The organism is Microbacterium maritypicum, from assembly GCF_041529975.1.
In the GTDB taxonomy this organism is placed as follows: Bacteria; Actinomycetota; Actinomycetes; order Actinomycetales; family Microbacteriaceae; genus Microbacterium.
In genome coordinates this window covers 968,554-995,270 of sequence record NZ_CP168030.1, presented here as the reverse complement: position 1 = coordinate 995,270, position 26,717 = coordinate 968,554, and the positions used below count along the sequence as shown (strand labels likewise).

Annotated in this window: 24 protein-coding genes; 11 read left to right on the top strand and 13 right to left on the bottom strand. The window is 69.7% G+C overall.

Translation table 11 applies throughout. From position 1 onward, the window contains the following. The first annotated feature begins 2 nt into the window (after nucleotides 1-2). Genes ACCO44_RS04780 through csrA form a run of 4 tightly spaced genes read left to right on the top strand, consistent with a single transcriptional unit; the run spans nucleotide 3 to nucleotide 4,165 of the window. Nucleotides 3-764, top strand: coding sequence for a flagellar biosynthetic protein FliR (locus tag ACCO44_RS04780; protein WP_372468666.1), 762 nt, complete (start codon nucleotides 3-5; stop codon nucleotides 762-764). Beyond that, entirely contained in the window at nucleotides 761-1,852 is a 1,092-nt protein-coding gene (locus tag ACCO44_RS04775; protein ID WP_029261102.1) for a flagellar biosynthesis protein FlhB, read from the top strand. The genes ACCO44_RS04780 and ACCO44_RS04775 overlap by 4 nt, the downstream gene beginning before the upstream one ends. Next, the gene (locus ACCO44_RS04770; protein ID WP_029261103.1) at nucleotides 1,849-3,909 is read left to right on the top strand and encodes a flagellar biosynthesis protein FlhA; all 2,061 of its coding nucleotides are present in this window, start codon (nucleotides 1,849-1,851) and stop codon (nucleotides 3,907-3,909) included. The genes ACCO44_RS04775 and ACCO44_RS04770 overlap by 4 nt, the downstream gene beginning before the upstream one ends. A 4-nt stretch (nucleotides 3,910-3,913) precedes the next feature. Next, nucleotides 3,914-4,165, top strand: a complete 252-nt coding sequence (csrA, locus tag ACCO44_RS04765) for a carbon storage regulator CsrA (RefSeq protein WP_105711647.1) — start codon at nucleotides 3,914-3,916, stop codon at nucleotides 4,163-4,165. Between the two features lie 49 nt (nucleotides 4,166-4,214). On the opposite strand, the gene ACCO44_RS04760 is transcribed toward csrA, so the two are convergent. From ACCO44_RS04760 to ACCO44_RS04710, 11 genes are all read right to left on the bottom strand, one after another. Then, entirely contained in the window at nucleotides 4,215-5,354 is a 1,140-nt protein-coding gene (locus tag ACCO44_RS04760) for a hypothetical protein (RefSeq protein ID WP_372468664.1), read from the bottom strand. After that, nucleotides 5,351-6,946, bottom strand: coding sequence for an ATP-binding protein (locus ACCO44_RS04755; RefSeq protein ID WP_372468663.1), 1,596 nt, complete (start codon nucleotides 6,944-6,946; stop codon nucleotides 5,351-5,353). Before ACCO44_RS04755 ends, ACCO44_RS04760 begins: the two co-directional genes overlap by 4 nt. A 206-nt stretch (nucleotides 6,947-7,152) precedes the next feature. Continuing rightward, complete coding sequence (locus ACCO44_RS04750; RefSeq protein ID WP_105711650.1) at nucleotides 7,153-7,956, bottom strand: response regulator transcription factor; 804 nt, start codon at nucleotides 7,954-7,956, stop codon at nucleotides 7,153-7,155. Beyond that, entirely contained in the window at nucleotides 7,953-8,450 is a 498-nt protein-coding gene (gene tsaE / locus ACCO44_RS04745; protein WP_029261108.1) for a tRNA (adenosine(37)-N6)-threonylcarbamoyltransferase complex ATPase subunit type 1 TsaE, read from the bottom strand. Before tsaE ends, ACCO44_RS04750 begins: the two co-directional genes overlap by 4 nt. Beyond that, nucleotides 8,447-9,553, bottom strand: coding sequence for an alanine racemase (gene alr, locus ACCO44_RS04740; protein ID WP_372468661.1), 1,107 nt, complete (start codon nucleotides 9,551-9,553; stop codon nucleotides 8,447-8,449). The genes tsaE and alr overlap by 4 nt, the downstream gene beginning before the upstream one ends. Then, nucleotides 9,550-9,909 carry a holo-ACP synthase gene (locus ACCO44_RS04735; protein ID WP_029261110.1) on the bottom strand — a complete coding sequence of 120 codons (360 nt, stop codon included), beginning with the start codon at nucleotides 9,907-9,909 and terminating at the stop codon, nucleotides 9,550-9,552. Before ACCO44_RS04735 ends, alr begins: the two co-directional genes overlap by 4 nt. Nucleotides 9,910-10,002: 93 nt before the next feature. After that, nucleotides 10,003-11,850 carry a glutamine--fructose-6-phosphate transaminase (isomerizing) gene (gene glmS / locus ACCO44_RS04730; RefSeq protein ID WP_029261111.1) on the bottom strand — a complete coding sequence of 616 codons (1,848 nt, stop codon included), beginning with the start codon at nucleotides 11,848-11,850 and terminating at the stop codon, nucleotides 10,003-10,005. Nucleotides 11,851-11,913: 63 nt separating this feature from the next. After that, the gene (gene coaA / locus ACCO44_RS04725) at nucleotides 11,914-12,867 is read right to left on the bottom strand and encodes a type I pantothenate kinase (protein ID WP_091035079.1); all 954 of its coding nucleotides are present in this window, start codon (nucleotides 12,865-12,867) and stop codon (nucleotides 11,914-11,916) included. A gap of 85 nt (nucleotides 12,868-12,952) precedes the next feature. Beyond that, nucleotides 12,953-15,052, bottom strand: a complete 2,100-nt coding sequence (locus ACCO44_RS04720; RefSeq protein WP_372468658.1) for a fibronectin type III domain-containing protein — start codon at nucleotides 15,050-15,052, stop codon at nucleotides 12,953-12,955. A 38-nt stretch (nucleotides 15,053-15,090) separates the two neighbouring features. Further along, entirely contained in the window at nucleotides 15,091-15,963 is an 873-nt protein-coding gene (locus ACCO44_RS04715) for a fibronectin type III domain-containing protein (RefSeq protein WP_372468655.1), read from the bottom strand. After that, the gene (locus ACCO44_RS04710) at nucleotides 15,960-17,447 is read right to left on the bottom strand and encodes a dicarboxylate/amino acid:cation symporter (RefSeq protein WP_372468653.1); all 1,488 of its coding nucleotides are present in this window, start codon (nucleotides 17,445-17,447) and stop codon (nucleotides 15,960-15,962) included. The genes ACCO44_RS04715 and ACCO44_RS04710 overlap by 4 nt, the downstream gene beginning before the upstream one ends. A gap of 147 nt (nucleotides 17,448-17,594) precedes the next feature. Here ACCO44_RS04710 and ACCO44_RS04705 point away from each other — a divergent pair, with 147 nt between their 5' ends. The 4 genes from ACCO44_RS04705 to ACCO44_RS04690 all read left to right on the top strand — a co-directional run bounded on the left by ACCO44_RS04705 (nucleotide 17,595) and on the right by ACCO44_RS04690 (nucleotide 21,373). Further along, the gene (locus ACCO44_RS04705; protein ID WP_372468651.1) at nucleotides 17,595-18,539 is read left to right on the top strand and encodes a Ppx/GppA phosphatase family protein; all 945 of its coding nucleotides are present in this window, start codon (nucleotides 17,595-17,597) and stop codon (nucleotides 18,537-18,539) included. A gap of 35 nt (nucleotides 18,540-18,574) precedes the next feature. After that, complete coding sequence (locus tag ACCO44_RS04700; protein ID WP_051662302.1) at nucleotides 18,575-19,045, top strand: VanZ family protein; 471 nt, start codon at nucleotides 18,575-18,577, stop codon at nucleotides 19,043-19,045. Beyond that, nucleotides 19,042-19,815, top strand: coding sequence for a low molecular weight phosphatase family protein (locus ACCO44_RS04695; RefSeq protein WP_372468650.1), 774 nt, complete (start codon nucleotides 19,042-19,044; stop codon nucleotides 19,813-19,815). The genes ACCO44_RS04700 and ACCO44_RS04695 overlap by 4 nt, the downstream gene beginning before the upstream one ends. Before the next feature lie 94 nt (nucleotides 19,816-19,909). Further along, nucleotides 19,910-21,373, top strand: a complete 1,464-nt coding sequence (locus ACCO44_RS04690) for a polysaccharide biosynthesis tyrosine autokinase (RefSeq protein WP_372468648.1) — start codon at nucleotides 19,910-19,912, stop codon at nucleotides 21,371-21,373. 25 nt (nucleotides 21,374-21,398) lie between these two features. On the opposite strand, the gene ACCO44_RS04685 is transcribed toward ACCO44_RS04690, so the two are convergent. Beyond that, a complete protein-coding gene (locus tag ACCO44_RS04685; protein ID WP_372468647.1) occupies nucleotides 21,399-22,484 on the bottom strand; it encodes a hypothetical protein in 1,086 nt (361 codons plus the stop codon). 328 nt (nucleotides 22,485-22,812) lie between these two features. Here ACCO44_RS04685 and ACCO44_RS04680 point away from each other — a divergent pair, with 328 nt between their 5' ends. The 3 genes from ACCO44_RS04680 (at nucleotide 22,813) to ACCO44_RS04670 (ending at nucleotide 25,593) form a co-directional block, all read left to right on the top strand. Continuing rightward, nucleotides 22,813-23,709, top strand: a complete 897-nt coding sequence (locus tag ACCO44_RS04680; protein WP_372468646.1) for a helix-turn-helix domain-containing protein — start codon at nucleotides 22,813-22,815, stop codon at nucleotides 23,707-23,709. Between the two features lie 196 nt (nucleotides 23,710-23,905). Further along, nucleotides 23,906-24,454, top strand: coding sequence for a hypothetical protein (locus ACCO44_RS04675; protein WP_372468645.1), 549 nt, complete (start codon nucleotides 23,906-23,908; stop codon nucleotides 24,452-24,454). A gap of 149 nt (nucleotides 24,455-24,603) precedes the next feature. After that, a complete protein-coding gene (locus ACCO44_RS04670; RefSeq protein WP_372468644.1) occupies nucleotides 24,604-25,593 on the top strand; it encodes a MauE/DoxX family redox-associated membrane protein in 990 nt (329 codons plus the stop codon). A gap of 27 nt (nucleotides 25,594-25,620) precedes the next feature. On the opposite strand, the gene ACCO44_RS04665 is transcribed toward ACCO44_RS04670, so the two are convergent. Then, complete coding sequence (locus ACCO44_RS04665; RefSeq protein WP_372468642.1) at nucleotides 25,621-26,685, bottom strand: acyltransferase family protein; 1,065 nt, start codon at nucleotides 26,683-26,685, stop codon at nucleotides 25,621-25,623. Between the last annotated feature and the right edge of the window lie 32 nt (nucleotides 26,686-26,717).

Here is a 26,717-nt window from a genome sequence, read left to right as displayed (position 1 = left end):
GCGTGTTCATCCCCATCGACTTCGCGTGGCTCGAGGCGACCATGCTCGCCGCTGTGCGCATCACCGCCTTCATCATGATCGCCCCGCCGTTCTCCTACGGCGCCATCCCGGTGCGGGTCAAGGCGATGCTCGCCATCGGCCTCTCCCTCGCCGTGGGCACCGCGGTCGCTCCCGGCTACGAGAACCTCGACACCGGCCCGTTCCTCGGAGCCCTGGTGCTGCAGGTGCTCACGGGAGCGCTGCTCGGCTTCGTCGTGCTGCTGTGCTTCTCGGCGCTGCAGGCGGCCGGCAGCCTGATCGACGTGTTCGGCGGTTTCCAGCTCGCGCAGGCGTTCGACCCCCACTCGCTCGTGAACGGCGCCCAGTTCACCCGGCTCTTCCACATCACCGCGCTCACGCTGCTATTCGCCTCCGGCGGGTATCAGCTGATCCTCGCCGGCCTCGCCCGGAGCTTCGAGGCGGTGCCCGTCGACGGCATCTTCGAGGTGGCCGGGCCCGCCGAACTCCTCATCGACGGGGTGTCGCAGATGGTCCTCGCCGCCGTGCAGATCGCAGGTCCCCTGGTGCTGGTGCTGTTCCTCGCCGACGTCGGGCTCGGACTGATCACCCGGGTCGCGCCGGCGCTCAACGCCTTCGCGATGGGCTTCCCGGTGAAGATCCTGCTCACCCTGCTGCTGGCCGGTGCCGTGTACGCGGTGCTCCCCGGCATCGTCGACGCCCTCTCCGGGCAGGCGCTGAAGATGATGCAGGGGGTGCACGAGTGAGCGGCACCGACACCGGCGAACGCAGCGAGAAGGCCACCGACAAGCACCTCAATGAGGCCCGCAAGAAGGGGCGTCTCTCGCGCAGCCAGGACCTCACGGCGTGGCTCGGCATCGGGGCAGCGGCGATCGCCATGCCCGCGGCGATCGCCCTCGGCGCAGGCGCCGGGACCGAGCAGCTCCTCACCGTCACCTCTCTGGTGTTCAGCCCCACGCCGGAGGCGGCACTCGGTGCGCTCGAGCGTGGCCTCGCCTCCGTGCTCCCGACCATCGCGGTGATGCTCGCCGCCGTCGCGATCGTCACGCTGATCGGCGCCGTGGTCCAGGGCGGCGTGCATCTGAAACCGCTCACCGGGCGCTTCGAGCAGTTCAACATCGTCAGCGGCATCCGACGCGTGTTCGGCCTGCAGGCGCTGTGGGAGGGCGCCAAAGCCCTGCTGAAGACCGCGGCGATCGGCATCGCGCTCTGGGTGGTCATCGCGGGGCTGATGCCGGTGCTCACCGCCAGCGGCGCCCATTCGATCTCGCGCCTGCTCGGCACGGCATCCGAGGGCACGGCCGCCCTGCTGCAGACCGCGATCGCCGTCGGACTGGTCCTCGCCGCGATCGACATGTTCGTCGTGATGCGCCGCAACCGCAAGCACACGCGCATGACCAAGCGCGAGATCCGCGACGAGAGCAAGAACTCCGAGGGCGATCCGCTGATCCGTCAGCAGCGGCGGTCCCGGCAGCTCGCCGCCAGCCGCAACCGCATGATCGCCGCGGTCGCCGGATCGGATGTCGTGGTCGTCAACCCGACGCACATCGCGATCGCCCTCCGGTACGAGCCCGGTCGCGCGGCCCCCAAGGTCGTCGCGAAGGGCAGCGGTGTGATCGCGGAACGCATCCGTGACGAGGCCGTGCGCGCCGGTGTGCCGCTCGTGCGCGAGATCACGCTCGCCCGCGCCCTGCACGCCGCGTGCGAGCTCGGCCAGGAGATCCCCGAAGACCTGTACAACGCCGTCGCGCGCGTGCTGGTGTTCGTCGACGCGCTGCGTCGGCGCGGCGCCGCCCGCGGCATCCACACCCTTCCCTACCGGAGGACCGCATGAGACAGCTGTTCGTCAAGCTCATGGTGCCCATCGGGGTCGTCGGCATCATCATGCTGCTCGTCGTCCCGGTGCCGCCGTTCCTGCTCGACATCCTCATCATCCTGAACATCATGTTCGCACTCGTGATCCTGCTCACGTCGATGTTCGTGAAGAAGCCGCTGGACTTCTCGGTGTTCCCCTCGCTGCTGCTGGTGGCGACGCTGTTCCGGCTCGGGCTGAACGTCGCGTCGACCCGGCTGGTGCTCGGGGAGGCGTACGCAGGTCAGGTGATCGAGGCGTTCGGGGCGATCGCCGTCGGCGGCTCGCTCATCATCGGCGCCGTGGTGTTCCTCATCCTCGTCGTCATCCAGTTCGTGGTCGTCACCAAGGGCGCGGAGCGCGTGGCCGAGGTCGGCGCCCGGTTCACGCTCGACGCCATGCCCGGCAAGCAGATGGCGATCGACGCCGACCTCAACGCCGGTCTCATCACCGATGCCGAGGCCCGCGAGCGCCGTGCGGAGGTCGCGGCGGAAGCCGACTTCTACGGCGCGATGGACGGTGCGTCCAAGTTCGTGAAGGGCGATGCGATCGCCGGCCTCGTCATCATCATCATCAACCTCATCGGCGGCATCGCGATCGGCATCGTGCAGCACGGCATGGCGATCGACGAGGCCGTGAGCACGTACAGCCTGCTCACGATCGGCGACGGGCTCGTCACGCAGATCCCGGCACTGCTCATGGCGGTCTCGACCGGCATGATCGTCACCCGCTCCACGGCCGAGGCCGAGATGGGGACGGCGGCATCGGCGCAGCTCGGGCAGTCCCGCAACGCGCTCATCATCGCGGGATGCGCCGCGATCATCATGTCGCTGATCCCGCACATGCCGATGCTGCCGTTCGTCGCGATCGGAGCCCTCCTGCTGCTCGTCGCGCAGCGCATCAAGGCGAACCAACAGCGGGAGGAGGCGATCGCGGCCCAGACCCCGACGGCCGCTCCGACCGACCAGCCGGAGGAGCTGATCGAGAAGATGCGGGTGCACCCGCTCGAGATCCTCCTCTCGCCCGACATCGTCGATCTGGTCACGGGCGGCCCGGACGACCTCCTGGCGCGCGTGAAGGCGCTCCGCCGCCGGATCGCCCTCGACCTGGGCCTGATCACCCCGCCCGTGCGCACCCGCGACAGCATCGAACTCGCACAGGCGACCTATGTGATCCGCATCGCCGGGGTCGAGACCGGGCGCGGCACGGCACCGATCGGCTCGGTGCTGGCCCTCGGACAGGGCCTGGAATCCCTTCCGGGGACGGCCACGCTCGACCCGGTGTTCGGGCTGGAGGGCAAGTGGATCCCTCTGGAGATGCGGCACAGCGCCGAGTTCGCCGGGGCCACCGTGATCGACCGGGCCAGCGTCATCATCACGCACCTCTCCAGCGTGATCCACGCCCACGCCGCGCGTCTGCTGAGCCGCGAGGACGTCCGTCAGCTCACCGACGCCCTCAAGCAGGCCTCCCCGGCCGCCGTCGAGGAGCTCACGCCCGCCCTGCTGTCGCTGGCCGAGATCCAGCGCGTGCTCCAGGGTCTCCTCGCCGAGCGCGTGCCGATCAACGACCTCAGCCGGATCTACGAGGCGCTCGCGCTGCGCGCCAGGACGTCGACCGACCCGGAAGGACTGATCGAGGCGGCGCGGGCCGCGCTCGGCCCGGCGATCGCCGCGCGCTTCGCCGACGCGGGCATCCTCCGCGTCGTGATGATCAACCCGCTCCTCGAGCAGGCGATGCTCGAGAACCTGCGTCCCGGCGACGAGGGCACGCAGATCGTCTTCGACCCGCAGCGCATGGAGTCCGTCGTGGAGTCCGTGAAGCAGGCCGTCTCCTCGGTTCGCGAGGGCGGAGAGCCGGTGCTGGTGTGCGCTCCGTCGTTGCGTCCGGCCGTGCGACGACTCGTCTCTGCGCAGACCGACGGCCTCCCCGTGCTCTCCTACACGGAGGCGACGTCCGCCGCGCTCACCATCGAGACGGTCGGCGTCGTCCGTGACGCCCCGGCCCCGTCGATCGGCGCCGTCTCCGCGGCAGTAGGCTGAACGAATGCTGGTTTTGACGAGGCGGATCGGTGAGAGCGTGCGCATCGACGGCGACATCGAGATCACGCTGCTCGAGATCAAGGGCGACAGCGTGCGGATCGGCGTGAAGGCGCCGCGAGAGACGCGCATCCAGCGGACCGAGATCATCGAGGCCGTGGTCGCGGAGAACGTGTCTGCCGCTGCCGAGACCGGCGCCGATGCCGAGGATGCGATCGTCGCCGCCCTCGCCCGTGGCCGCGAGTCGCGCCCGTCCTGACCCGCATACGGACGGAGGATCGTCGTCCGCCGTCGACGACCTCAACCTCTCAGGCGACCGTCGCGTCGGCCTCGGCCGCTCGCTTCCACTGATCGCCACCGGCCTCTCGTGCCCGCGCCGCCGCCCGTCCTGCAGCGGCCACCAGCACGTCGTAGTCGTAGCCGCAGGTGTCGGCCGTGGCCCACCCGATACTGGCGGAGGCGCGGACGCCACCGACGGCCCGGTCGTGGTCGATGTCGGAGATCCGGCTCAGCACCGCCCTGACATGGAACCTGACCGCTTCATCGCTCGCACGGATCACCACGACGGCACGGTCGTCGGCGATACGCTCGGCATCGGCCAGCGGCGGGAGCGCCTCCTGGATGTCGTCGTGGAAGCGATCGACGATGCGTGCGAACTCCGAGCCCGACATCGCCTCGCGGAGGTCGGCGGGGTCGTCCAGACGCACCTCGAGAATCGACCAGCCGTGGTCGTTCTGCGCCTCCGCCTTCCGGAGCCGCCGACGGGCGCGCTGCGCGACCCCATCCGTCTCGGTGGGTCGGGACTCCCCCGCCCGCACCAGCAGCACGAGCGTGAAGGCCGCGCAGGTCGACACCACGATGGTGCCGACGGCGTTCATGCCGCGCAGGGCGTCCAGCTGCTCCGCGGAGCTCGCCGTGCCGATCGTGAGCGCACTGACCGCGCTGGCGACCGACACGATCACGAAGCCGCAGGACGCCAGGGCGAGCGGGAGAATGATGTCCCGCGAGACCGGCTGCCTGCGCAGCAGCTCGTAGGCGACGAGACCGGCGAAGACGCCGCTGCCGACGAAGACGAGGTTGAAAGCGGACAGATACCAGGGCGAGTCCGATGTCGCGACGAGCAACACGGGAGCGACGGCCACGAACACCACCACGATCCACCAGGGAGCGCGTCGTCCGAGGTGCACCCGCAGACCGATCCAGATCAGCGGTTCGAAGCAGAGCAGCAGCGCCGATGCCGCACTGCGAAGCGGCTGGAAGTCGTTCTGGTGCCCCGCGAGCCAGAGGTATGCGCCGAGCATGCCGAGCCCGAACGCGGCTCCCCAGATCACCGTCGCCCGCGAAGGGCGGGCGAGTGTGGCGAGGCCGAGCACCAGCACCGTCAGGACAGTGACGACCGCGACCATGCTCGTGGTGATGTCGACGTTCACGGGCACGAGAGGCGTCATGCCTGCACCTCTTTCTTACGACGGCGGGGAAAACGGAGTGTGACGGTGGTGCCCTGCCCCACCTCGCTCGTGACCTCGATGGTGCCCTCGTGGGCGACCACGATCTCGCGGGCGATGCCCATGCCGAGACCGGTGCCGGCGATGCCGCCGCGGATGGCGGCGTCGGAACGGAAGTACGGTTCGAACAGCCGGGGCAGCTCATCCGGCGCGATGCCCATGCCCGTGTCGGAGAGGACGAGCTCGGCCTGCGCACTCATCGCCCGCAGCCGGGCCGTGATGCGCCCACCGGAGGGCGTGTACTTGACGGCGTTGCTGAGCAGATTGTCGAGCACCTGACGCAGCCGGAAGGCATCCCCGTGGATGATGAGGGCATCCACGCCGACGATTTCCAGCACCTGGCGATTCACCGCGATCAGCGGCGCAGCGGATGCGGCGGCGGCATCGAAGATCTGACGAAGGTCCACAGGCTCGAACGGGTCCTCGGTCGGCGGCACGGTCTGGTCCAGCATGGTCGTCACGAGCTCCTGCATCCGCTCTCCGGCATTGGCGATGACCTCGAGCTGCGCGGGGACCCGGCCCGGCAGATCCTCGCGCTCGCGCAGCAGGTCGACGTGGCCGACGATCGCGGTGAGGGGATTGCGCAGCTCGTGGGAGACGATCGCGGTGAGTGCGCGGCGCTCCTCTGCTGCTTCGAGGAGCATCGTGACGTCGTCGATGACGACGAGCGTGATCTGGTCGCGCGCCTTCGCGCTTGCCACCGTCTGCGTCGTCACCTCCAGCGCACGCCACTTGCCGGTGCCGTCGAAGAGCCAGACGCGCTCGTCCTGCAGCTGCTCGCCGGCGGCCGCCCTGGCGAGGGTCGTGCGCTCGGGGGGCACGGTCGCGCCGCGCCGTCCGTCGTACTCCACGGCCGCCGTGGGCAGTGCGGCTCCGAAGCGATCCCGCCCGTACAGCACCCGGTAGGCATCGTTCATCTGCAGGATGCGTCCCTCCGCCGTGACCACGACGAGGGCCACCCCGAGCGCATCGATGATCTGCGTCACCCGCTGCTGGTTGGTCTCGGCACGCTCCGCGGCGCGGTTGATCTGCTCGGAGCGACGCTGGAGGAGCCGCCGGGAGGCGCGCGCCCGCTGCGCTCCGATGCGGACCGTCACCCCGAGGAAGCCGAGCGTGATGATCGCGGTGAGCACGCGCAGCAGCACGTCGGCCGGCGTGCCGGTGCGATCGGAGAACACCGCCAGACAGAGTCCGATGAAGGCGATGCCTCCCACCACCCACGGCATGGTGAAGTATGACGCCAGCCACACGACCGGGAAGACCCACAGGAACCCGAGCCGCAGGTCGGGAGCGTTGGTGGTCAAGCCCACCGCGAGCGCGTCGAGGAACGGCACGACGATCACCGCGTTCGGTGGGAGGCGGTGCCACGGGACGAGCAGCGTCGCGATGGTCGTGACGACGATCAGCGTGATCCCCGCGAGGAAGAAGGGTATGCCGAGAGTCTGCGGCTTGAATGCTGCGACCATCACGACGATCGCCACCATGCTGCCGGTGAAGACCAATTGCCAGCGCCAGATCGACACAGTACGGATCATCGACGCTCGCCCTCCCCCAAGAACCTCAGCTTTACCGCAAGATTACTCAAAGATCGCGGGTGCCAGCTCTTCAGGCGTCCCCGCAGCCCTAGCATTCTGAGTGGGGGCCGACACTGCGACTGGGGAACAACGCAGACGCTGGGGCCACGCGAATGGGGATTCGCAGGCACCGGGGCCGCGGCTGGGGAGCCGCGGCCCCGCCCCAGTCAGGTCGCCGTGTCATCGGCGGGAGCGAGGCGATAGCCCACGCCGCGGACTGTCTCGATGTAGCGCGGTCGCGCAGAGCTGTCGCCGAGTTTGCGCCGCAGATTCGCGATGTGCGTCTCGATCGCGCGCTTGTCCGGCTCGCTCACGTAGTCGGTGGAGCCGTCGGGAGCGCCGCGCAGCCCGCGCGCGAGGTCCGCTTTGCTGCGCACCCGGAGCTTCGCTTCGAGGATGGCGGCGAGCAGGTCGAACTCCGTGGGTGTGAGGTCGATCCGCTTCTGCCCGATCAGCACGAGCCGCGTGTCCAGGTCGACGCTGAGGTCGCGGTGCACCAGGCCCCGCCAGGTCAAGACGGTGGCGCCTTCCGTCCCCGGCTCGTGCACGACGGCCGGGGCCGGCGTCGGGTCCGGGCGCGTGTCGACGATCCGGGGGCGTCGGAGGAGCGCCTCGATCCGCGCGCGCAGCTCTCGGGGCCGGAACGGCTTCACGAGGTACTCGTCCGCACCGGAGGTGAGCCCGAGGACCACGTCCGACTCGTCGGAGAGCGCGGACAGCATGATGATGAACGTGTCGCTCACCCGGCGGATGCGTCTCGCGACCTCGAACCCGTCGATGCCGGGGAGATTGATGTCGAGGGTCGTGATCACCGGCTGGTGTTCCTCGATCGCGGCGATGCCCTCCGGCCCGGAACCGGCGAGGTGGGTCTCGAAACCGGCGGCGAGGAACACCTCGTCGAGGAGCGAGCGCACACCCGGGTCGTCTTCGATGATGACGGCGACGAGCGGCGGGCGCACAGCCGCCGTCACGTGATGCCCTCGCGCACGATCGTGACGATCCGCGGAGCGTCGGCGTCGAGCTCTGCGGGGTCGAGCTCTGCGGGGTCGAGGTCGGAGGCGCCGACCGGCCGCTCGAGCTCGATGTCCCACCACGAATCGGCGAGCTCTTCGGCCATGCCGCGTCCCCACTCGATCACGACCACCGAATGCTCCAGGTCCAGGTCGAGGTCGTCGAGCTCCGCAGCGGAGCCCAGGCGGTAGGCATCGACGTGCACGAGCGGAGCCCGGCCGGTGAGCGACGGATGCGTGCGCGCGATCACGAAGGTCGGACTCTGCACGGGTCCGCGCACCCCGAGCCCCTCGGCGAGGCCGCGGGTGAAGGTGGTCTTCCCGGCGCCGAGAGGGCCGGTGAGGATGAGCAGGTCGCCCGCCTCCAGCTGCTCGCCGATGCGGAGGCCCAGCTGCTCCATCGCCTCGGTCGTCGCGATCTCCCGCCGGCCGAGGAAGGCCGGGTCGACGCTCATGATGCCCGCCGGGGGACGCGGGGACCGATGCGCGTGACGATCTCGTAGTTGATGGTGTCGGCCGCCGCAGCCCAATCGGCGGCGGAGGGTACCCCGAGCGTGGGGTCGCCGAAGAGCACGACCTCGTCGCCGATCGAGACCGGGGTATCGCCGACGTCGACGACGAACTGATCCATCGCGATCCGCCCGACGTTCGCGAAGCGGCGTCCGGCGATCGAGACGGGGAGTCGCCCCGAGGCATTCCGCGGCACACCGTCGGCGTATCCGAGCGGGACGAGGACCAGCGTCGTGTCCCGGTCGGTGCGGTGGTCGTAGCCGTACGAGACGCCCGTGCCCGCCGGCACTCTGCGCACGGCGGCGATCGCTCCGCGGAGGGTCATGGCGGGTCGCAGCCCGAGTTCGGCGGAACTGCGGTCGTCGAAGGGGGACAGGCCGAACAGGCCGACCCCGATGCGCACGGCGTCGAGTCGCATCTCGGGCAGGTCGATGGCGGCGGCCGTGGCGGCGATGTGGCGGATCTCCGGGTGGATGCCGAAGGATGCGGCCGCGGCGACACCTTCCTCGAACTTCGCGAGCGCGGCCCTGTCGTCGTCTGCCGAGGTGTTCGAGAGGTGGCTGAACAGCCCGACGATGCGCAGCCGTCCGATGCGTTCGAGGCGCGCGGCCTCGGCGAGCACACGCCCCCAGTCGGCCGGGGCGATGCCGTTGCGTGACAGCCCGGTCTCGAACTTCAGGTGCACGCCCACCGGGCGGTCGACCGTGGCCGCCGCGGCAGCCGCTTCGAGCTGGTCGAACGAGGAGATGCCGAGCTCGATGTCCTGCGCGGCCGCGTGCTCGAACCTCTCCCCCGGCGCGTGCAGCCACGCCATGAGGGGCGCGTGCACGCCCTGCCTGCGCAGTTCGAGCGCCTCGGGGATCTCGGCGACGCCGAGGCGCGTGGCACCAGCCGAGAGCGCGGCTACAGCGGTGGCTGCGGCGCCGTGCCCGTAGGCGTTGGCCTTGACGACGGCGATGACCTCGACGCCGGTGAGTCGGCGGAAGTGCCGCACGTTGTCGGCGATCGCGTCGAGATCGATGGACGCCTCGCGGAAGGGGACGGTCACAGCGGGGCTCCTTCGGCGACGACGAACGCCGCGGCCAGGCCGGCGTCATGGGTGAGGGTCAGATGCAGAGTACGGATGCCGCGCTCCTCGACGACCGCGGCGGTCGAACCGGTGAGGACGAAGTGCGGGCGTCCCGACGGCTCGGAGGCGATCTCGATCTCGGTCCAGTGCACGCCGTCTGAACCGCCCAGCGCCTTGATGAGCGCCTCTTTGGCGGCGTATCTCGCGGCGAGCGAGGGAAGGCGCAGCGTGCGCTCGGAGGGGGCGAAGAGCCGCTCCCTGAGGCGGGGCGTTCGGGTCATCGTCCGTTCGAATCGCGGGATGTCCACGAGGTCGATGCCGGTGCCGATGATCACCCGTTCAGCCTAGCGAGCATGCGTCGCATCGGAATCGTGCGAATGGCCTCGTCTCCGTGGAAACAAGGCCATTCGTGCGACGTGAAGACGGGCTTACTCGACCGTGACCGACTTCGCGAGGTTGCGGGGCTGGTCGACGTCGAGTCCCTTGGCGGTGGCGAGTGCCATCGCGAAGATCTGCAGCGGGACGACGGCGAGCAGCGGCTCGAACATCGCACCGGCCAGCGGGATGTGGATGACCTCGTCGGCGAACGGCAGCACGGCCGCGTCGCCCTCTTCGGCGATCACGATCACCCGGGCGCCGCGAGCGCGGATCTCCTGGATGTTCGAGACGACCTTCGAGTGCACGAGCGCGGAGTGACGCGGAGACGGCACCAGCACGAACACCGGCTGTCCCGGCTCGATGAGCGCGATCGGTCCGTGCTTGAGCTCGCCGGCGGCGAAGCCCTCGGCGTGGATGTACGAGATCTCCTTGAGCTTGAGCGCACCCTCGAGCGCGATCGGGTAGCCCACGTGGCGACCGAGGAACAGCACCGAGCGGGTGTCCGCCATCCAGCCGGCGAGCTGCGTCACGTGCTCCTGCTCGCTCTCGAGGACCTTCGCGATCTTCTCCGGGAGAGCTGCGAGCTCGGCGACGTCGGTCGACGCGTCGGCGATCGCTCCGCGCACACGGCCCATGTGCAGGCCGAGCAGCAGCAGCGCGGTGATCTGCGCCGAGAACGCCTTGGTCGACGCGACGGCGACCTCGGGGCCGGCGTGGGTGTAGACGACGGCATCCGACTCGCGGGGAATCGTGGCGCCCTGCGTGTTGCAGACCGACAGCGTGCGTGCGCCGCGCTCGCGGGCGTACTTCACGGCCATCAGCGTGTCCATGGTCTCGCCGGACTGGCTGATCGAGACGACGAGGGTGTCGGCGCCGATCACCGGGTCGCGGTAGCGGAACTCGTGCGCGAGCTCGACGTCGACGGCGACGCGTGCCCACTGCTCGATCGCGTACTTGCCGACGAGCGCGGCATACGACGCCGTGCCGCAGGCGGTGATGATGACACGGTTGATGCCGACGAACAGCTCGTCGAGTCCGTCGAGCTCGGGGATGACGACCTGGCCGTCCTGGATGCGTCCGCGGATCGTGTTCGCGACGGCCTCGGGCTGCTCCGAGACCTCCTTGGCCATGAAGCTCGACCATCCGCCCTTCTCGGCGGCGGCGGCATCCCACGACACGTCGAACGGCTCGGCCTCGACGGGCGTGCCGGCGAAGTCGGTGACCGTGACGGCCTCCGGCGTGATCGAGACGATCTGGTCCTGTCCGATCGACAGCGCCTTGCGGGTGTATTCGATGAAGGCGGCGACATCGGAGCCGAGGAAGTTCTCACCCTCGCCGAGTCCGATCACGAGCGGGGAGTTGCGGCGGGCGCCGACCACGAGACCGGGGTGGTCCTGGTGCATCGCCAGCAGGGTGAACGCGCCCTCGAGACGGTTCACGACGCTGCGGAAGGCCAGCTGCAGGTTGCCGCCGTTGCCCGCGTACTCACGCCCGAGCAGGGCCGCCGCGACCTCGGTGTCGGTCTCGCTGCGGAACACCACGCCATCGGCGAGCAGTTCCTCCCGCAGGGCCGAGAAGTTCTCGATGATGCCGTTGTGGATCACGGCGAGCTTGTCGTCGTCGGCCAGGTGCGGGTGCGCGTTGACGTCGGTCGGTCCACCGTGCGTCGCCCAGCGGGTGTGACCGATGCCGGTCGACCCGTCGGGCAGCGGCGCGTCGGCGAGCGAGTCGCGCAGCATGGCGAGCTTGCCCGCCTTCTTGCGCATGCCGAGTGAGCCGTCCCCGTCGATCACGGCGACGCCCGCGGAGTCATAGCCGCGGTACTCGAGGCGGGCAAGACCGGCGAGAAGGATGTCCTGGCTGGGGCGCGGGCCCACGTATCCGACGATTCCACACATGGGATCAAGAGTAAGGCGGGTTTTTTGCGAGTCGTCCGTACATTCTCCCGCCCCGAACGGCGCTCAGAGTTTGCGCAGCAGCACGGTCTCCACGTCGTGATCCGCGCCCTTGCGCAGGACCAGTCGCGCACGGTGCCGCGTCGGCATCACGTTCTCGACGAGGTTGGGCATGTTGATCTCATTCCAATATCCGAGTGCAGTGGTGATCGCCTCCTCGTCCGTGAGGTGCGCGAACACGTTGAAGTAGGACGACGGGTTGGCGAACGCGGCCTGGCGGAGGGCGAGGAAGCGGTCGACGTACCACTTCTCGATGTGCGAGGTGTCCGCGTCGACGAAGATCGAGAAGTCGAAGAGGTCACTCACGGCGACGTCGTTCGGCGCGGGCGGCGGCTGGAGGACATTGAGGCCCTCGACGATGACCACATCGGGACGACGGACGACGACGTTGGCGTCAGGCACGATGTCGTAGCGCATGTGCGAATAGAAGGGAGCGCGCACCTCGGTCGCGCCGCTCTTGACGTTCGTGAGGAACTCGATCAGCGCGCGGCGGTCGTACGACTCTGGGAAGCCCTTGCGATCCATGATCCCGCGGCGCTCGAGTTCGGCGTTCGGGTAGAGGAAGCCGTCGGTGGTGACCAGCTCGACACGCGGAGTGCCGGGCCAGCGGCTCATGAGCTCGCGCAGCAGGCGCGCGATGGTCGACTTGCCGACCGCGACCGACCCGGCGACGCCGACGACGAACGGGGTGGTCGTGTCGTCCTCCTGGAGGAACGACGACGTGGCCGCCCCCAGACGCTTGGTGGCGGTCGCGTAGAGGCTGAGCAGGCGGCTCAGCGGCAGGTACACCTCGCGCACCTCGGTGAGGGAGAGCCGGTCGCCGATGCCGCGCAGCTCCACGACCTCGGTTTCGGTGAGGGGCTGCTCGAGTCCGGCGGCGAGCCGGGCCCATTCCGCGCGGCCGATCTCCCGATAGGGCGACAGCGGCAGCGTGGGGTCGACGGTGGTCACGGAGTACATCGTATCCGCGTGCTCGCACGCGTGACGCGCCGGACGCCCCTTACCCCGCGGGAGGGAAGGGGCGTCCGGATGCGACGTGCGTGCGTCAGGATGCCGACGCCGCTCGACGGCGAGCCACCAGCAGACCGCCAGCACCGAGCAGGACCAGGGCGGTCACGCCGCCGGCGATCAGCAGCCCGGCATCAGCTCCCGTGTTGGCCAGCCCCGATGCCCCCAGCGTCACGGAGGTGCGAGCCACCTCGACGCCGTCGACGAACACGACGACCGCGTGGCCACCAGCCGGGACGGATGCCGGGATCGTGGCGTTCAGCGCGAACGTGCCGTCGGCCGCGGCGGTCGTGCTGCCGAGCACCGTGGGCGTGGAGTGCAGCTCGATGCGCACGGCGTCGGAGTCGGGGTCGACCCCTTCTCCTTGCACCCTGATCTCGCCGCCGGGGCGCAGATCGCCCGTCACGGTGACCGAGGCGTCACCCGTTGCGGGAAGCTCCCCCTCGCCGCTGCCCGGCTCACCGCCGCCGGGCTGGTCGCCGCCCACGGTGACGGAGGCGGTGGCGGAAGCCGGCGAGCTCCCGATCTCGTTCCGCGCCGTCACCGACGCCGTGTGGGTGCCGACCGGGACCCCGGTGAAGGTGTGGCTGGCGACGCCCGCCGCGATCTCGACGGTGGTGGCACCGAGCGTGACGGAGTATCCGGTGAGCGGCGATCCGCCGTCGGATGCCGGGGCGGCCCAGCTGACCGTGACGGCATCGCCCACAGCGGTCACCGTCGGAGCCGACGGCGCCGCGGGAGCGGTCACCACGGGCTCGACCCCGAGTCCGAAGAACTGATCGAGCTTCGCGAGCGCCTCATCGGCGAACGCGAGGTTCGCGAGGCGACCGGCCTCGTACTGCTCATCGGTCTGATTCGGCCGCTTCGCGGGGCCCTGCAGGTCGGAGATCCACCACCATTCGGTCATGTACTCGCGGAAGCCCGCCTCGCCGTTGTCCTGGATCCAGTTCTTCGTGATGGGGGCAGCCGTGTCGGAGCCGTCGTAGTCGAAGAGGTACGGAACCTGCAGCTTGCGGGCCGCGACCTTCTCCGCCGCGGTGTCGCCGCCCGGGTGGTACTCGACCCGCTGGCCGGCGCTGCCGTTCAGGACGTACTGGGTCTGGAGGTTCGGGAGGTGCTTCTGCACCAGGTCACCGTAGAGGTGCGCGATCGACGAGTTGGAGTCGCGGATGTGCGCGTTCGCCCCGCTCCAGCCGTCGAGGCGCAGGTCGAACACGTACACGGTCTGCACGCCGGACTCCGCGGCCTTGTGGTTCACGTCGCGGATCACGGCGCGGGTGTTGTGGCACCAGGTGCCGCCGAACAGGATCGTGTGCTCCCCGTCCGCCTCGAGCAGGTCGACGAGCTCCGGGTACGTGATCGACTGCAGCACGAAGTCATCGGCGTCGGCGTCCGTGAAGATGGTCTCGCCGTACGCGGTGAGGTTGGTGCTGTACGCCGCACGGTGGCGGGAGTTGACCGCGGTCGAGAAGAACTCGTACTGCGACTGGGTGTCCAGCGTCGCATGGCCGTTCACGGCGACGGCCTCGAACACCGATGCCACTTTCTGGCGGTACCCGTCCGTCGCCGCCGAGGTGGTGTCCTCACTGCCGCCGAGCGACGAGACGATGCGGTCCTCGACGCCCTCCACGCGGCGGTCGCCGTCGTAGACGAAGAGGTAGGGGTCGGTGCCTGCGCCGAACTCGGGGGTCGTGTCCTTGTTCAGGTACCCGTCGACGAGGCGCGTGTAGAGCGCGCCAGCGGCCTCGCCAGTGACCCCAGTGACGAAGGTCCGGATGTCGACGGAGGCACCGTCCAGCAGTGGATCGAACGTGTAGATCGCGTCGACGCCGTACTGCTGAGCGACCTGGTCGATCTGCGCCGCGGTGGCGACGGTGGTCGGATCGCTCGGACCGCCGAGGAGGAACGCGTAGGTGCCGTCGCTGTTGAGGAGGCTCTCGAACCGCTCGAACGTCACGGACTCGAAAACCGAGCCGGCGCGGAGGCCCGGGATGGTGTCGGCGAAGTAGTCGAACGTCGGGGTGGGGACCGGGGCGGCTGCTGCCGGGAGGGCCGTGAGACCCGCGGCTCCGCCCGCGACGAGCGCCGCGATGACGGACCCCGCGGCGAGACGTCTGCCTCGTGCTGTTCTGGACATGATGAAGGTTTCCTGTTCTCGGTACGTGTGTGTTGGGGTCAGAGGATGGGGGTGCCGTCGTCGGATGCCGCGGCCGGGACGGTCGCTGTCGCGCTGGAGCGACGACGCAGCCACCACCAGGTGAGCAGCCCGCCGGCGACGACGACGATGCCGCCGAGCGTCAGCGGCGCCGCCAGGGGGATCCCGGCTTCCACGGGCGCTTCGGCTGTGACGGTCGCAGCGGTCTTCGCCGTCTCCGTCTCCTCGCCGGCGATCTCCACGCCCGCGATCGACTCGGACGCCGGAGAGTCGCCCACGGCGTTCGTCGCGATCAGCGTGAGGTCGTAGGTGCCCTCGCCGAGTTCGATCTCGTACTCGGTGGCATCTGCCGGAAGGGCGATCGGCGTGCCCTCGTTCAGGACCAGCTTGTAGCCGGTGAGCGCGGAGCCGCCGTCGGCCGGAGCCGTCCAGGCGAGGGAGAGCGTGGTTCCGTCGATCTCGTGGGAGAGGCCGCTCGGAGCCGTCGGAACCGTGGCCGCGACCGCCGCCTTCTCCGGGGTCGTGCTCGTGCTCGTGCTCGTGGTCGTGGAGTTCGACGTACCGGCCGCCGGCTTGTCGTTGCCCGTCGCGGGTGGCTGCGCGGGCTTGGGCGCCGGAGCGGGGGCTGGCGCCGGCTTGGGAGCGGGAGCCGGAGCCGGCGCGGGCTTGGGCGCGCCGCCGCCGCCGGAGACCGCCGCCGGGGGTGCCTCCACCGTGGAGTCGTAGGGGTAGCCGCCGAGGCCCTCGCAGGCTCCCAGGTCGAAGTTGATCGAGCACAGGTCGCAGACGTCGCCCGCGGCGTGTGCAGCGGTCGGGATCGCGATCGGGGCGAGCAGGAAGGCGGCGGAAACCGCGAGGGCGGACAGTACGCGGGAACGGCGGACGGATTTCATCGGGAGACTCTCTCGTGGATCGGACGGGCGGCGGGCAGCTCGCACTGCCCGAGGGGGAGGTCGGCGGGGATGCCGAGGTCGGAGACGACGGGTGTCGGGCCGGTCTGCGCGCGCCGACGCTCCCGCCGCGATGCGGGCTCTGCCGGAGCCTCGACGGGCCGCCGTTCGCCGCGGAAGACGGCGTCGTCGAGCACGCCCAGGCGGCGTGCCACGATGGTCGCCGCCGTGGCCGCCGCGGTGACGTTGGCCATCGTCGATGCGGTCCCGGCGACCGCGCTGATCGGGATGAGGACGACCAGCACCTCGATGGGGAGACCGGAGGCGCTGAGCACCGCGGTGGCGGTGATGATGGCGGTGCCCGGGACCCCGGCGGTGCCGATCGAGACCAGCAGGCAGAGGAGTGCGAGGGCGACGTAGTCCCACACCGAGTACTCGATGCCGAGGACGTTGATCGAGAAGACCGCGACGATGATCGGCCAGATGCCCGCGCACCCGGGCATCCCGATGGTCGTGCCGATCGGAGCGGTGAACGCGGCCACGTCCTCGGGCACGCCGACCTTGCGGGTGAGGGTGGGGATGGTCAGCGGGAGCGTCCCCACACTCGACTGGGTCGTGAACGCCGTGTACTGGGCGGGGGTGAGGAGGCGGAACCACCGGATCGGATTCACGTCGGCGAAGACTCGCAGCAGCACGCCGTTCACGACGTAGGCGTCGATGAACGCGATCCCGAGTGCCAGCACCAGAACGAGCGCCAGCGCCAGCACGGTCTCGATGCGCGTGACGGCGGTGGCCGTCGTCGTGGCGACGAGGGCGAGGACCGCATACGGAGTGAGCTCGATGATGAAGCCCACCGCGGTCATGATGACCTTCTTGGTGCCGTCGATCACGCTCTTGAACGAGCGCAGGTTCGGGTCGTCGCTCCGGTTGGCGACCAGGTAGGCGACGGCGAAGAGCAGGGCGAACAGGATGATGCCGGTGATGTTGTTGCCGACGAAGTCGCCGGCGATGTTCGAGGGGAAGAGTCCGAGCAGCACCTCGTCGAGCGGCTTGATCAGCCCGGTGAGCGTGTCGCCGCTGCCCTCCTGCAGATCGAGCTGCACTCCCTGCCCGAGGCCGACGCTCAGCGCGATGGCGAGGGTGAGGACGATGGCGATCGCGTTGGTGAGGAGCAGCCAGAAGGCGCTCGACAACCCGATCGTGCGCAGCTTCACGGCCGATCCCAGCGAAGTGACGCTGGACAGGATCGAGATGAAGATCAGCGGAGCCACGATCGCCGTGATCACCTGCACGTAGAGGTCCCCCAGAACGGCGACGTACTCGAGGCCGTCACGGAACCCGATGCCGATCCCGATGCCGACGCCCAGGGCGATCAGGACGAGCGAGGTGAATCCCGCGCCGCGGCGACGGAGCAACGCGATGCCGACGAACGCGACGAGGGTGACGGTGAGCGCTGCGATGGGCAGGAGGACGGCGCTATCGGGCATGGCGCGAGATTATCGATCTGCTGTGAGTCGCCTTTCGGGCGGGTCGATCTGTTGCCATGTGTGACGAACCGTGTCGGCGCCCTGTTTCCGAGGTCGGCCGTACGATACGAGCGCGATGATGGCTTCGGGCGCGAGTAGTCTCTTCCCGTGCGCCTGGGAGTCCTCGACATCGGATCCAACACCGTCCACATGCTGGCGGCCGACGTCCGCCCCGGTGGACGTCCGCTCGCGACGACGAGCGACAGGACGGTGCTGCGCCTGATGCGCTACCTCACACCCGACGGCGCGATCTCGGAAGAGGGCGTGGTCGCGCTCGAGGCCGCGGTCGCCCAGGCGCGTCGCGTCGCCGAGACCGAGCGCGTGGATGCGCTGCTCGCGACGGCCACGAGTGCGGTGCGCGATGCGCGCAACGGAGCCGACGTGATCGCCCGCATCGAGGCGGCTCTCGGGCAGCCGCTGCAGGTGCTCGACGGTGAGACCGAGGCCGAGCTGACGTTCCTCGCCGTCCGCCGCTGGGTCGGATGGTCGGCGGGGCAGCTGCTGCTCCTCGACATCGGCGGGGGCTCGCTGGAGATCGCCGCGGGCGCGGAGGAGATGCCCGATGCCGCGGCATCCGTCCCCCTCGGCGCCGGACGCATGACCGTGCAGTTCCTGCCGAACGACCCGCCCGGTGAGGCCGACGTCGAGAAGCTGCGCACCCACGCCGCCGAGACGCTCGCCACGGTCCTGCCGCAGTTCGCCGCGCTGCCCCGGCCTGACCACGTCGTCGGTTCATCGAAGGCCATCCGCTCGCTGGCACGGCTGGTCGGCTACCCGGCGCCCGGGTGGTCGGGGACCGAGCGGATGCTGCTCCCCCGGGCCTCGCTCGGCTCGTGGATCCCTCGGCTGGCGCGGCTACCCGCGTCGGCCCGGCAGGAGCTCCCCGGCATCACCCCGGATCGCACGTTCCAGATCGTGGCCGCGGCGGTGTCGCTGCATGCCGCGATGACGGCGCTGAAGGTGGAGGAGCTCGAGGTGTCGCCGTGGGCACTGCGTGAGGGCGTGCTGCTGCGCTACATCGAGCAGCTGAGCTGGAGCGACGCCCGAAGCTGAGAGTCGCGCCGGGGCGCCGCGGCTACCATGACGGGATGTCCTCCGCCACCGCTGCCCCCGTCCGCGCCGGGGCTGCGACGGCGCGGGTCGCACTCGTCGGCTACCTGCTCTTCATCGGCTTCACGGTGTGGCTGCCGGCGAACGTCTCGGCGAAGGTCACCGGTCTCGTCGGCGTCATGGCTCGATGGGTGTCCGACGCCGGCATCGCTCCCTACTACCAGAGCGCCGTGGTGTTCGAGTTCCTGGCGAACGTCGCCCTCTTCGTCCCGGTGGGATTCCTGCTGCCGTTCGCCTGGTCGCGTCTGCGGCTGTGGCAGGTGGTGCTGATCGGCGCCCTGATGAGCGGGCTGATCGAGTCGGTCCAGGGTCTCATGCCCTCGCGCTACCCCACGATCTCCGATGTGATCGCCAACAGTCTCGGAACTCTCGCGGGTGGCGTGATCGCGGTGCTGCTCATCCTGATGCTGCCGTCGCGGCCTGCACGGAGCCCTAGGCTGGTGGCGTGAACCCGCAGCACGACGATGGTCCGCCGGCCGGCATGAGCCGCCGGGAATGGCGCGAACGACAGAACTCCGCCACCGCCCCGGAAGCGCCGTCCGCACCCGTCGCCCCCGCATCCGCCCCCACGGAGGATGCCGCCCCCCTCGCCGCGATCCTGGGCGCACCGGCGTCGGATGCCCCCTCGTCACGCCTCACGATCCTCACCGTGTGCACCGGCAACATCTGCCGGTCGCCGCTGGCCGAGGTCATGCTACGGGCCGACCTCGAACCGCTCGGCGTGCGGGTCCACAGCGCGGGCACCCATGCCCTGGTAGGTCACGGCATGCCCGAGCCGGCGCTGGAGCTGGCCGCGCAGGCGGGCGTCGATCCCGCGACGGCATCCGCCCACCTGGCCCGCTACCTGGTCGAGCCGCTTCTCGAAGACGCCGACCTCGTCCTCACCATGGCGCGCGAGCATCGGTCGCACGTGGTCAAGATGATGCCCAACCGACTGCGTCGCACCTTCACGGTCCGCGAGTTCGCGCGCCTCGCATCGACGGTGAGCACCGACGACGCCCGCGCTGCCGCCGATGCGGCCGGCTCGTCGTCCCACGAGCGGTTCGCCGCCGTGCTGCGTGCTGTCAACGATCAGCGCGGCGTCACCGCCTCCTCCGGGGATGACGACGACGTGATCGACCCATACCGGCGGTCGCGTGAGACCTACGCGCGGTCGGCGGCGGAGCTGACTCCCGCGCTGGTCGAGGTCGAACGAATCGTGCGCGCCGCCCTCACGTGAGCCGTGTGCGCCTCCGGCGGCGGGGTGTTCGCCGTATGCTCATTCTCATGTCTGCATCCCGGCCTCCCCGCGGGATGTGCGAGGGGATGAAGAGTTGGAACTGAGAGACTACGCGCGCATTCTGCGCGCGCATTGGATCGTCATCGTCGCGGCCACGCTGGTGGGTGCGGCCCTCGCGTTCGGCTGGAGTTCCCTCCAGCCGCGGGTGTACTCGGCCGACACGACAGGCATCGTGACTGCCGTGGGCGGAGACGGCACGAGCGGTTCCGCGCTCGTGGGCAACCAGCTCGCTCAGAGCAGGGTCAAGTCGTACCTCAATCTCGGTTCCTGGCGGGCGGTCGCCGAGCATGCGATCGACGAACTCGACATCGACGCCTCGCCCGACGTGCTGGTGAACCGGGTCACGGTGACGAACCCCGTCGACACCACCGCGCTGAAGGTCACCGCCACCGGGCCGACGCCCGAGTCGGCGCAGGCACTGGCGCAGGCCTGGCTCGACGGCATGGCGATCGAGATCGAGAAGCTCGAGGGCGGCACCGCCGAGACGCCGGCGGCGATCTCCCTCATCGTCGGTGACTCCGCACGCCTTCCCAGCACCCCGTCGTCGCCGAACACGCGACTGAACGTCATCATCGGCGCTCTCGCCGGTCTCGCCCTCGGTCTCGTCTACGCGTTCGTGCGGCACACCGTCGACCGTCGCGTGCGTCACCCCCGCGACATCGAGCGCGAGACGGGCGTCTCCGTCATCGGCACCCTCCCGCTCGAGAAGTCGATCGCCGACGAGCGACAGGTGATCGATTTCTCGCTGGAGTCGCAGCACGGGGTGTCGCACCACCTCATCGAATCGATGCGCGAGCTGCGCACGAACCTGCAGTTCATCGACGTCGACAACCCGCCGCGCGTGATCGTGGTCACGAGTTCCGTGCCCGGCGACGGCAAGTCCACCGTCTCGGTCAACCTCGCCTCCAGCCTCGCCGCCGCCGGACAGTGGGCCATCCTCATCGACTGCGACCTGCGCCGCCCGGTCATCGCCGACATCTTCGGCATGTCCCACGACGTCGGCCTCACCGATGTGCTCGCGGGTCGGGCCGAGCTGCAGGATGTGGCGCATCGCCCCTCGCGCGACATCCCGCTCGCCGTCGTCGGCGCCGGGCGCATCCCGCCGAACCCCAGCGAGCTGCTCGGGTCGCAGCGGATGCGCGACTTCCTGGCGGAGATCAGCAAGTCGGCGATCGTCATCCTGGACTCCCCGCCGGTGCTGCCGGTGACCGACGCCGCGGTGCTGGCCGCGAACGCAGACGGCGTGCTGGTCGTCGTCTCGTCCGGGAAGACCACCTTCGACATGCTGCAGCGTGCGATCGACAACATCACGCGCACGACGGGTCGGGTGCTCGGCGTGGTGCTCAACCGTGTGCCCCGCAAGGGTGCCGAGTCGGCGTACTACGGCCGCGAGTACTACGGCGCCTACGAGCGCTACGCGAAGGACGGCGGCGACAGCGAGAGCACTGAGCCCGACGCCGCGCCCGGTGTACGCCGGCGCGGCACCGCTCAGGTCTGAGTCACCGCTCGGTCTGCGGCCCCTCTCAGGGCTGAGTCGGCGGCAGCAGGATCCCGTCGGCGATGAGCACCTGCACGGCCGTCTGCACGATCGTCACGGGGTCTCCATCCGCGGGCTCCCCGTGCGCGCTCACCACGGCGTCGACGAGCTGAGCGAGCGCGCTCCCCCCTGCGGCCGCGGTCCAGATCGTCGGGCCGATGCCGTCGAGGACGTGCACCTGTCCCCCGGTCGGCGTCCGCCGCAGCACGGCGATGCGGCCGTCGAGCACCAGCTCGTCGACCGTCTCCGCACGGCGGTATGCGTCCGCGACTGACGTCTCGACCACGGGTGCGGTGCGGGTGACGATCGACGGAATCGGAGCCGGCTCGACGTCGAGCAGATCATCGATGATCCCGTCGATGCCCGTCACCTCCCGGTAGCGCAGTCGCACGGCACCGCCGGTGGCTTCGAGCAGCGCAGCGATCCGCTGCAGGGGTACCGGGCCGTCGGAGAGATAGCTGGTCTGCGGCCCCAGCAGCGCCAGGGCATCCGCGATGTCCAGCGGTTCGATCTCGGGCGCTTCCGGGCCCTCCGGCGAGCGATCGATCACGACGATCTTCGCCACCCGCAGCTCATCGGGAAGCGGGTGCGCGCCGCCGATGCTCGACAGCGCGACCTGAGCCTTGGGGACGGCATCCTGTTCGATGATCGACAGTGGCTTGCGGTAAGGCACCACGCGACCGGTGTCGTCGATGCCGATGGTCTCGTCACTCACATACGCGTAGCGCTTCGAGAGGTGGCGCGCCGCCGTCGTCTTGCCGGTGCCGGATGCCGCACTGAGGACCACGACGCGACCGTCGTCAGTGGCGAGACCGGCAGCATGCAGCATCCAGATCGGGTCGTGTCGGCGGTGCGCGAGGGCTTTGATCGTGACGTCGGTCGAGAGCGCGGAGAGGGCTGCGGCGTCCTCCGTGTCGGCCGGAACCACGGCGACCGCATCGGCGACTCGATCGCCCTCGTAGCGCGCGTCCGTCCAGGCAGCGGCGGCGCGAGCCCGGAAGTCTTCGTCGCGTTGAGAGGCGTCGATCTCGATGACGGCTCCGACCGCGTTGACGAGGAGGCGATCGGACATGGCAGCAAGCCTATCCACGTTCTTCGACTCGGCGACCCGCGCACGCGAAAGCACATTCCGCGCAGGAACAACGCACATTGCGCGCTTTTCGTCTATTCGTCCGATTTTCCCTGACGGGCGCTCTACGGTGGCTCGCAGTGAGGCTCCTGGGGGATGCAGATGAGTTTCGTGTCGTCTCACTACACGAATTCGAGATCTGCATTGACAGGAGGTCCGGGATGATTGAATCTATATTCAATACACCGCTGTATCGGGGCTTCGGCTTCGAGGCCGCACCGATCGCAGAGGCGCTACTGCCGCTCGCTGGCACCCTGAAAGGGGACGTCTCGTGAGTCATTCCCACGCTCAGGTCATCGACGACAGAGAGCTCGCGAAGCACGGTGTCCGGCGGGTCGGAGACCGCCCTGGACTGCGTTCCCGGGAGCGTGCCTCCGGCGGTGTGCGCCTGCTCAGCACAGGCGGAGGGACCTCCGAACTCCACGTGGACACCGTGAGCTCGTACCCCGACCACGCCGTGTTCGCGTTCGTCGAAGCGCAGGCGTTGTGGTCACGTCTCGAGGGCGAACCCTGGGTCGAGACCGACGGCGGTCTCGTCGTCGCCGCACACGGCATCGCACGCCGACTGCGGTGGGCCGGACAGTGGCGCTTCGTCGCCGCCCTCGTGCCGCGCTCGGCCATCGCCTCGTTCGTGCCGTCGCTGCCTCCCGATGCGAGCGTGTTCGCTGACCGCCGGCTCCTGGATACCTCGATGCAGCAGTTCATCGGGTGCCTTCTCGACACCGACGACAAGGCATCTCCGATCGAGCAGTACGCGATCGAGCAACTGGTGATGGAGATGTGCGGGGCGGTGCTCCTCGACCGGATCGGCGGGGTCAGCGGGCAGGGCTCGCCGCATGCCGTGCTGCGTGAGCGCGCCATCGCGGTGATCTCGCAGCAGTGCGGCGACCCCTCACTGAACCCGTCACGTGTGGCGCACGAGGTGCAGTCGTCGTTGCGGCAGCTGCAGCTCGTCTTCTCCGAATCCGGCAACAGCGTGGCGGCCGAGATCCGTCGGCAGCGCGCGCGGCTGGCGCACTCGCTGCTCGTCGACAGTCGCTACGACGTGCTGAGCATCGATCAGATCGCGCAGCGTGCCGGATTCCACTCTCCGATGAGCATGCGCAGGGCACTCGACGAGGCCTATCGGGCCACCCCGCGCACACTGCGCTCCTCGCGCCGCGCGTAGCTCCGCGCACGCGGAAACGAACAGATCGCGCAGGTTGAGCGCACCCTGCGCGTAGTTCACCGAAACCCCCTTCCTCCCCCTCTTCCTCTCCCTACTTTGATGACCACGAAGAGGCTCCTGGGGGATGCAGACAACGTGTCGCCTCTTCACGACACAGCGGGAAACCGCATCTGCATCGAACAGGGAGGGCACTCACGTGACCGAAGAAATCCAGAAGAACAAGGGCATCTCGCGCCGCACGATCGTCAAGGGCGCGGCATGGTCGGTCCCCGTCATCGCGGCAGCCGTCGCCACGCCGCTCGCGGCCGCGTCGCTGGTGAACGATGACCTCGTTCCCGCGCTCAGCGGCCCGATCTCGCTGAACCTCGGCCTGCCACCCCTGACGCTGGCGACCATCAACACCGTGAACACGCTGACGATCACCAACAACGGCACCGACGCCTCGCCCGCCGGCGCCACGGCCGTCGTGCAGTACAACCCGGGCCTGCTGAGCCTGAACATCGCCAACGTGGCCGGGGTGTCCATCGGTGGGGCAGACGGCAACTACACGCTGACGCTCCCGTCGATCCCCGCCGGCGGCAACATCGTGATCGGCCTGGGCACGACGCTCGACTCGCTGCTCAACGTCGGGCTGCTCACCTCGCTCCTCGGCGGACCGCAGCAGGTCATGTCCGCGACCGTCACCGGCGACTCGGTCACCGGCAACAACTCGACCTCGCAGAACGTGGGCATCAACCTGCTCTGAGCGGATTTCGATGGGAGCGCCGGGCCCAGCACCGACGCTCCCATCGTCGCTCCGGCCACCGCCGATGGTGGCGGCAGGGCGACGTGCAGCACCGAGCGGGCGGATCCTTCCAGGATCCGCCCGCTTTTCCGATCCGGGAGAATCAACCCATGAGCGCATTCCTCGTTCCGCTTGCCTTCTTCCTCGCCGTCGTCTTCGCCGTGAGCGCCGTCGGAAAGCTCCGATCGGCCGATCGCGGAAGCGCCGCCTTCGCGGCCTTGCGTATCCCTGTCGGTCACCCGAAGACCGCGGCCGGAGCACTGATCGCCGTCGAGGCGGTCGTCGCCGTCGGGCTGCTCGCGACGGACGGCTGGCTCTTCGTGGTCTTCGCTGCCGCGGCGCTCCTGCTGACCTCCGGCCTTCTGATCGCCGTCATCCGGGCGCACCGCCTCGGCGCCACCGATGATTGCGGCTGCTTCGGCGACTGGCTCCCCTCCGCGATCGGACCTCGCCTCATCGTGCGCAACGCGGTCCTCACCGCCATCGCCGCCTCCGTGCTGGCAGGGGCCGTCGCCACGGCCGCCGTCTCCGAGCCCGTCGGGATTCCGGCCACGCTCCTCACGGGCCCGACGGTGCCCCTCGTGCTCGGCGCTGTCGGTGCAGGATTGCTGATCGCCGTCGGCGTCTGGTCCCTGGTCCGCGCATCGAACGCCGCCGGACGAGCGGATGCGCAGATTCCCCGTGGAGCCGGCGCCGTGCTGCTGCCTGGCACTGCGGAGATCGTCGACGTGCTCGCCCCGGCCGCCCGCGCCCGACTCCTGGTGTTCGTGGCGCCAGGGTGCCACGCGTGCGCGACCGCCATGACATCACTCAAGGCCGCAGAGGCCACTCTGGCGGCCGTTGTCGACGTTTACGTGATCCAGCGCGCCGTGAGCGTCGCGGCGAGCACAGAGCCGCCGCACGACCTCCCCGCTTCGACGCGCTTCGCGCTCGACGTGGGCGGTTCTGTTGCGGCGGTGCTCAGCATCGGAGCGGCGACCCCGGTGGCCGCCCTCATCGGCACCGACGGGACGCAGGCCGGGCCGCTGGCGGTCGGCAGCGACGAGGTGCGGGTGCTGATCGACAGCATCCGTGCGGCGGTCGAGGTCTCCCCCGCCTGACGCGGTGTCAGTGGCGCGCGGCTGCGATCATCGCCTCCGGAGCAGGGGCTTGCGCCGACCGGTCAGCCAGCCCATCACCCATTCGACGGGGCCCGTGCCGACGAACCGCCACCAGAGCCACCCCACCAGGATCATGCCCGGAACGATCACGAGCCACCCCGGCCAGAAGTTCTCGGTCGGACGTCCGTTCGCGTTGTTCCACAGCGCGATGAGCCCCACGTGCAGCAGGTAGAGACTCAGCGCGACCTGTCCGCATGCGACGAGGGGCACGAAGATCGGGCTCCAGAAGCGCTTGACTCCGTCGCGTCGAGCGGTCGCGGCGAAGACCACGATCACGTAGACCGCGAAGACGAGGCCGAAGTCTTTCAGGGTGTCGAGGTAGTCGCCGGACTGCACGCCGCCGAGCCGCTGCCCAACAGCCCAGGCCACGTAGGCAAGCGGTGCCGCGATCGCCAGCACTGTGAGCAGTCGGTCGCGCTGCAGACCGTGCCGGATGAGGAGCGCGCCGATGAGGAACATCGGCAGGAGATTGAGCACGCGGTAGTGCGATCCGAGGAAGAGCCACTGCATGATGTCGGCGACCGGGGCGGGCGCCGTGTACACCCAGGTCCAGGTCCGGGCGAGGTCCACCAGCGGTTGGCTGATGAGCAGGAGGACCGCCGTCACTCCGATCACCACGGGCGTGCGCGCGAGGAGGATCGGCGCTCCGAGGATGATGGTCACGCCGAGATACGCCAGGATCACGTCGACCCACGAGCCCCAGGTCGCCATCCAGACGCCCAGCGCGATCAGGAACAGTCCGCGGATGACCTGCTGCAGAAGTGTGACGCCGACGCGTCCGCCACGGCGCCAGACGAGCTCTGCCGACATGCCCATGACGAGCGCGAACAGCGGCGACGCCAGGTCGCTGAGGTTCGCCGTCACGAACTTCGCGGCCCAGGGCAGTTCGGGCAGGAACGGGTTCGCGTGCGCGATCACCATCGCGACGATCGCGATGCCACGGAGGACGTCGGGGATGAGCAGTCGCTGGGCTTGCGACGCCTGCGCGGACTCGAGCAGGCGGGGACCGCTGTCACCGGAATACTGGGCCATTCACTGACAGTATTGTGTCGACACCGCAGCGC

What these genes read in the sequence shown, in the direction of transcription:
- ACCO44_RS04770 (WP_029261103.1), top strand. Translation starts at nt 1,849, where the DNA reads ATGAGACAGCTGTTCGTCAAGCTCATGGTGCCCATCGGGGTCGTCGGC.
- csrA (WP_105711647.1), top strand. Translation starts at nt 3,914, where the DNA reads ATGCTGGTTTTGACGAGGCGGATCGGTGAGAGCGTGCGCATCGACGGC.
- ACCO44_RS04760 (WP_372468664.1), bottom strand. Translation starts at nt 5,354, where the DNA reads ATGACGCCTCTCGTGCCCGTGAACGTCGACATCACCACGAGCATGGTC.
- ACCO44_RS04755 (WP_372468663.1), bottom strand. Translation starts at nt 6,946, where the DNA reads ATGATCCGTACTGTGTCGATCTGGCGCTGGCAATTGGTCTTCACCGGC.
- tsaE (WP_029261108.1), bottom strand. Translation starts at nt 8,450, where the DNA reads ATGAGCGTCGACCCGGCCTTCCTCGGCCGGCGGGAGATCGCGACGACC.
- glmS (WP_029261111.1), bottom strand. Translation starts at nt 11,850, where the DNA reads ATGTGTGGAATCGTCGGATACGTGGGCCCGCGCCCCAGCCAGGACATC.
- coaA (WP_091035079.1), bottom strand. Translation starts at nt 12,867, where the DNA reads ATGTACTCCGTGACCACCGTCGACCCCACGCTGCCGCTGTCGCCCTAT.
- ACCO44_RS04720 (WP_372468658.1), bottom strand. Translation starts at nt 15,052, where the DNA reads ATGTCCAGAACAGCACGAGGCAGACGTCTCGCCGCGGGGTCCGTCATC.
- ACCO44_RS04715 (WP_372468655.1), bottom strand. Translation starts at nt 15,963, where the DNA reads ATGAAATCCGTCCGCCGTTCCCGCGTACTGTCCGCCCTCGCGGTTTCC.
- ACCO44_RS04710 (WP_372468653.1), bottom strand. Translation starts at nt 17,447, where the DNA reads ATGCCCGATAGCGCCGTCCTCCTGCCCATCGCAGCGCTCACCGTCACC.
- ACCO44_RS04700 (WP_051662302.1), top strand. Translation starts at nt 18,575, where the DNA reads ATGTCCTCCGCCACCGCTGCCCCCGTCCGCGCCGGGGCTGCGACGGCG.
- ACCO44_RS04685 (WP_372468647.1), bottom strand. Translation starts at nt 22,484, where the DNA reads ATGTCCGATCGCCTCCTCGTCAACGCGGTCGGAGCCGTCATCGAGATC.
- ACCO44_RS04670 (WP_372468644.1), top strand. Translation starts at nt 24,604, where the DNA reads ATGAGCGCATTCCTCGTTCCGCTTGCCTTCTTCCTCGCCGTCGTCTTC.
- ACCO44_RS04665 (WP_372468642.1), bottom strand. Translation starts at nt 26,685, where the DNA reads ATGGCCCAGTATTCCGGTGACAGCGGTCCCCGCCTGCTCGAGTCCGCG.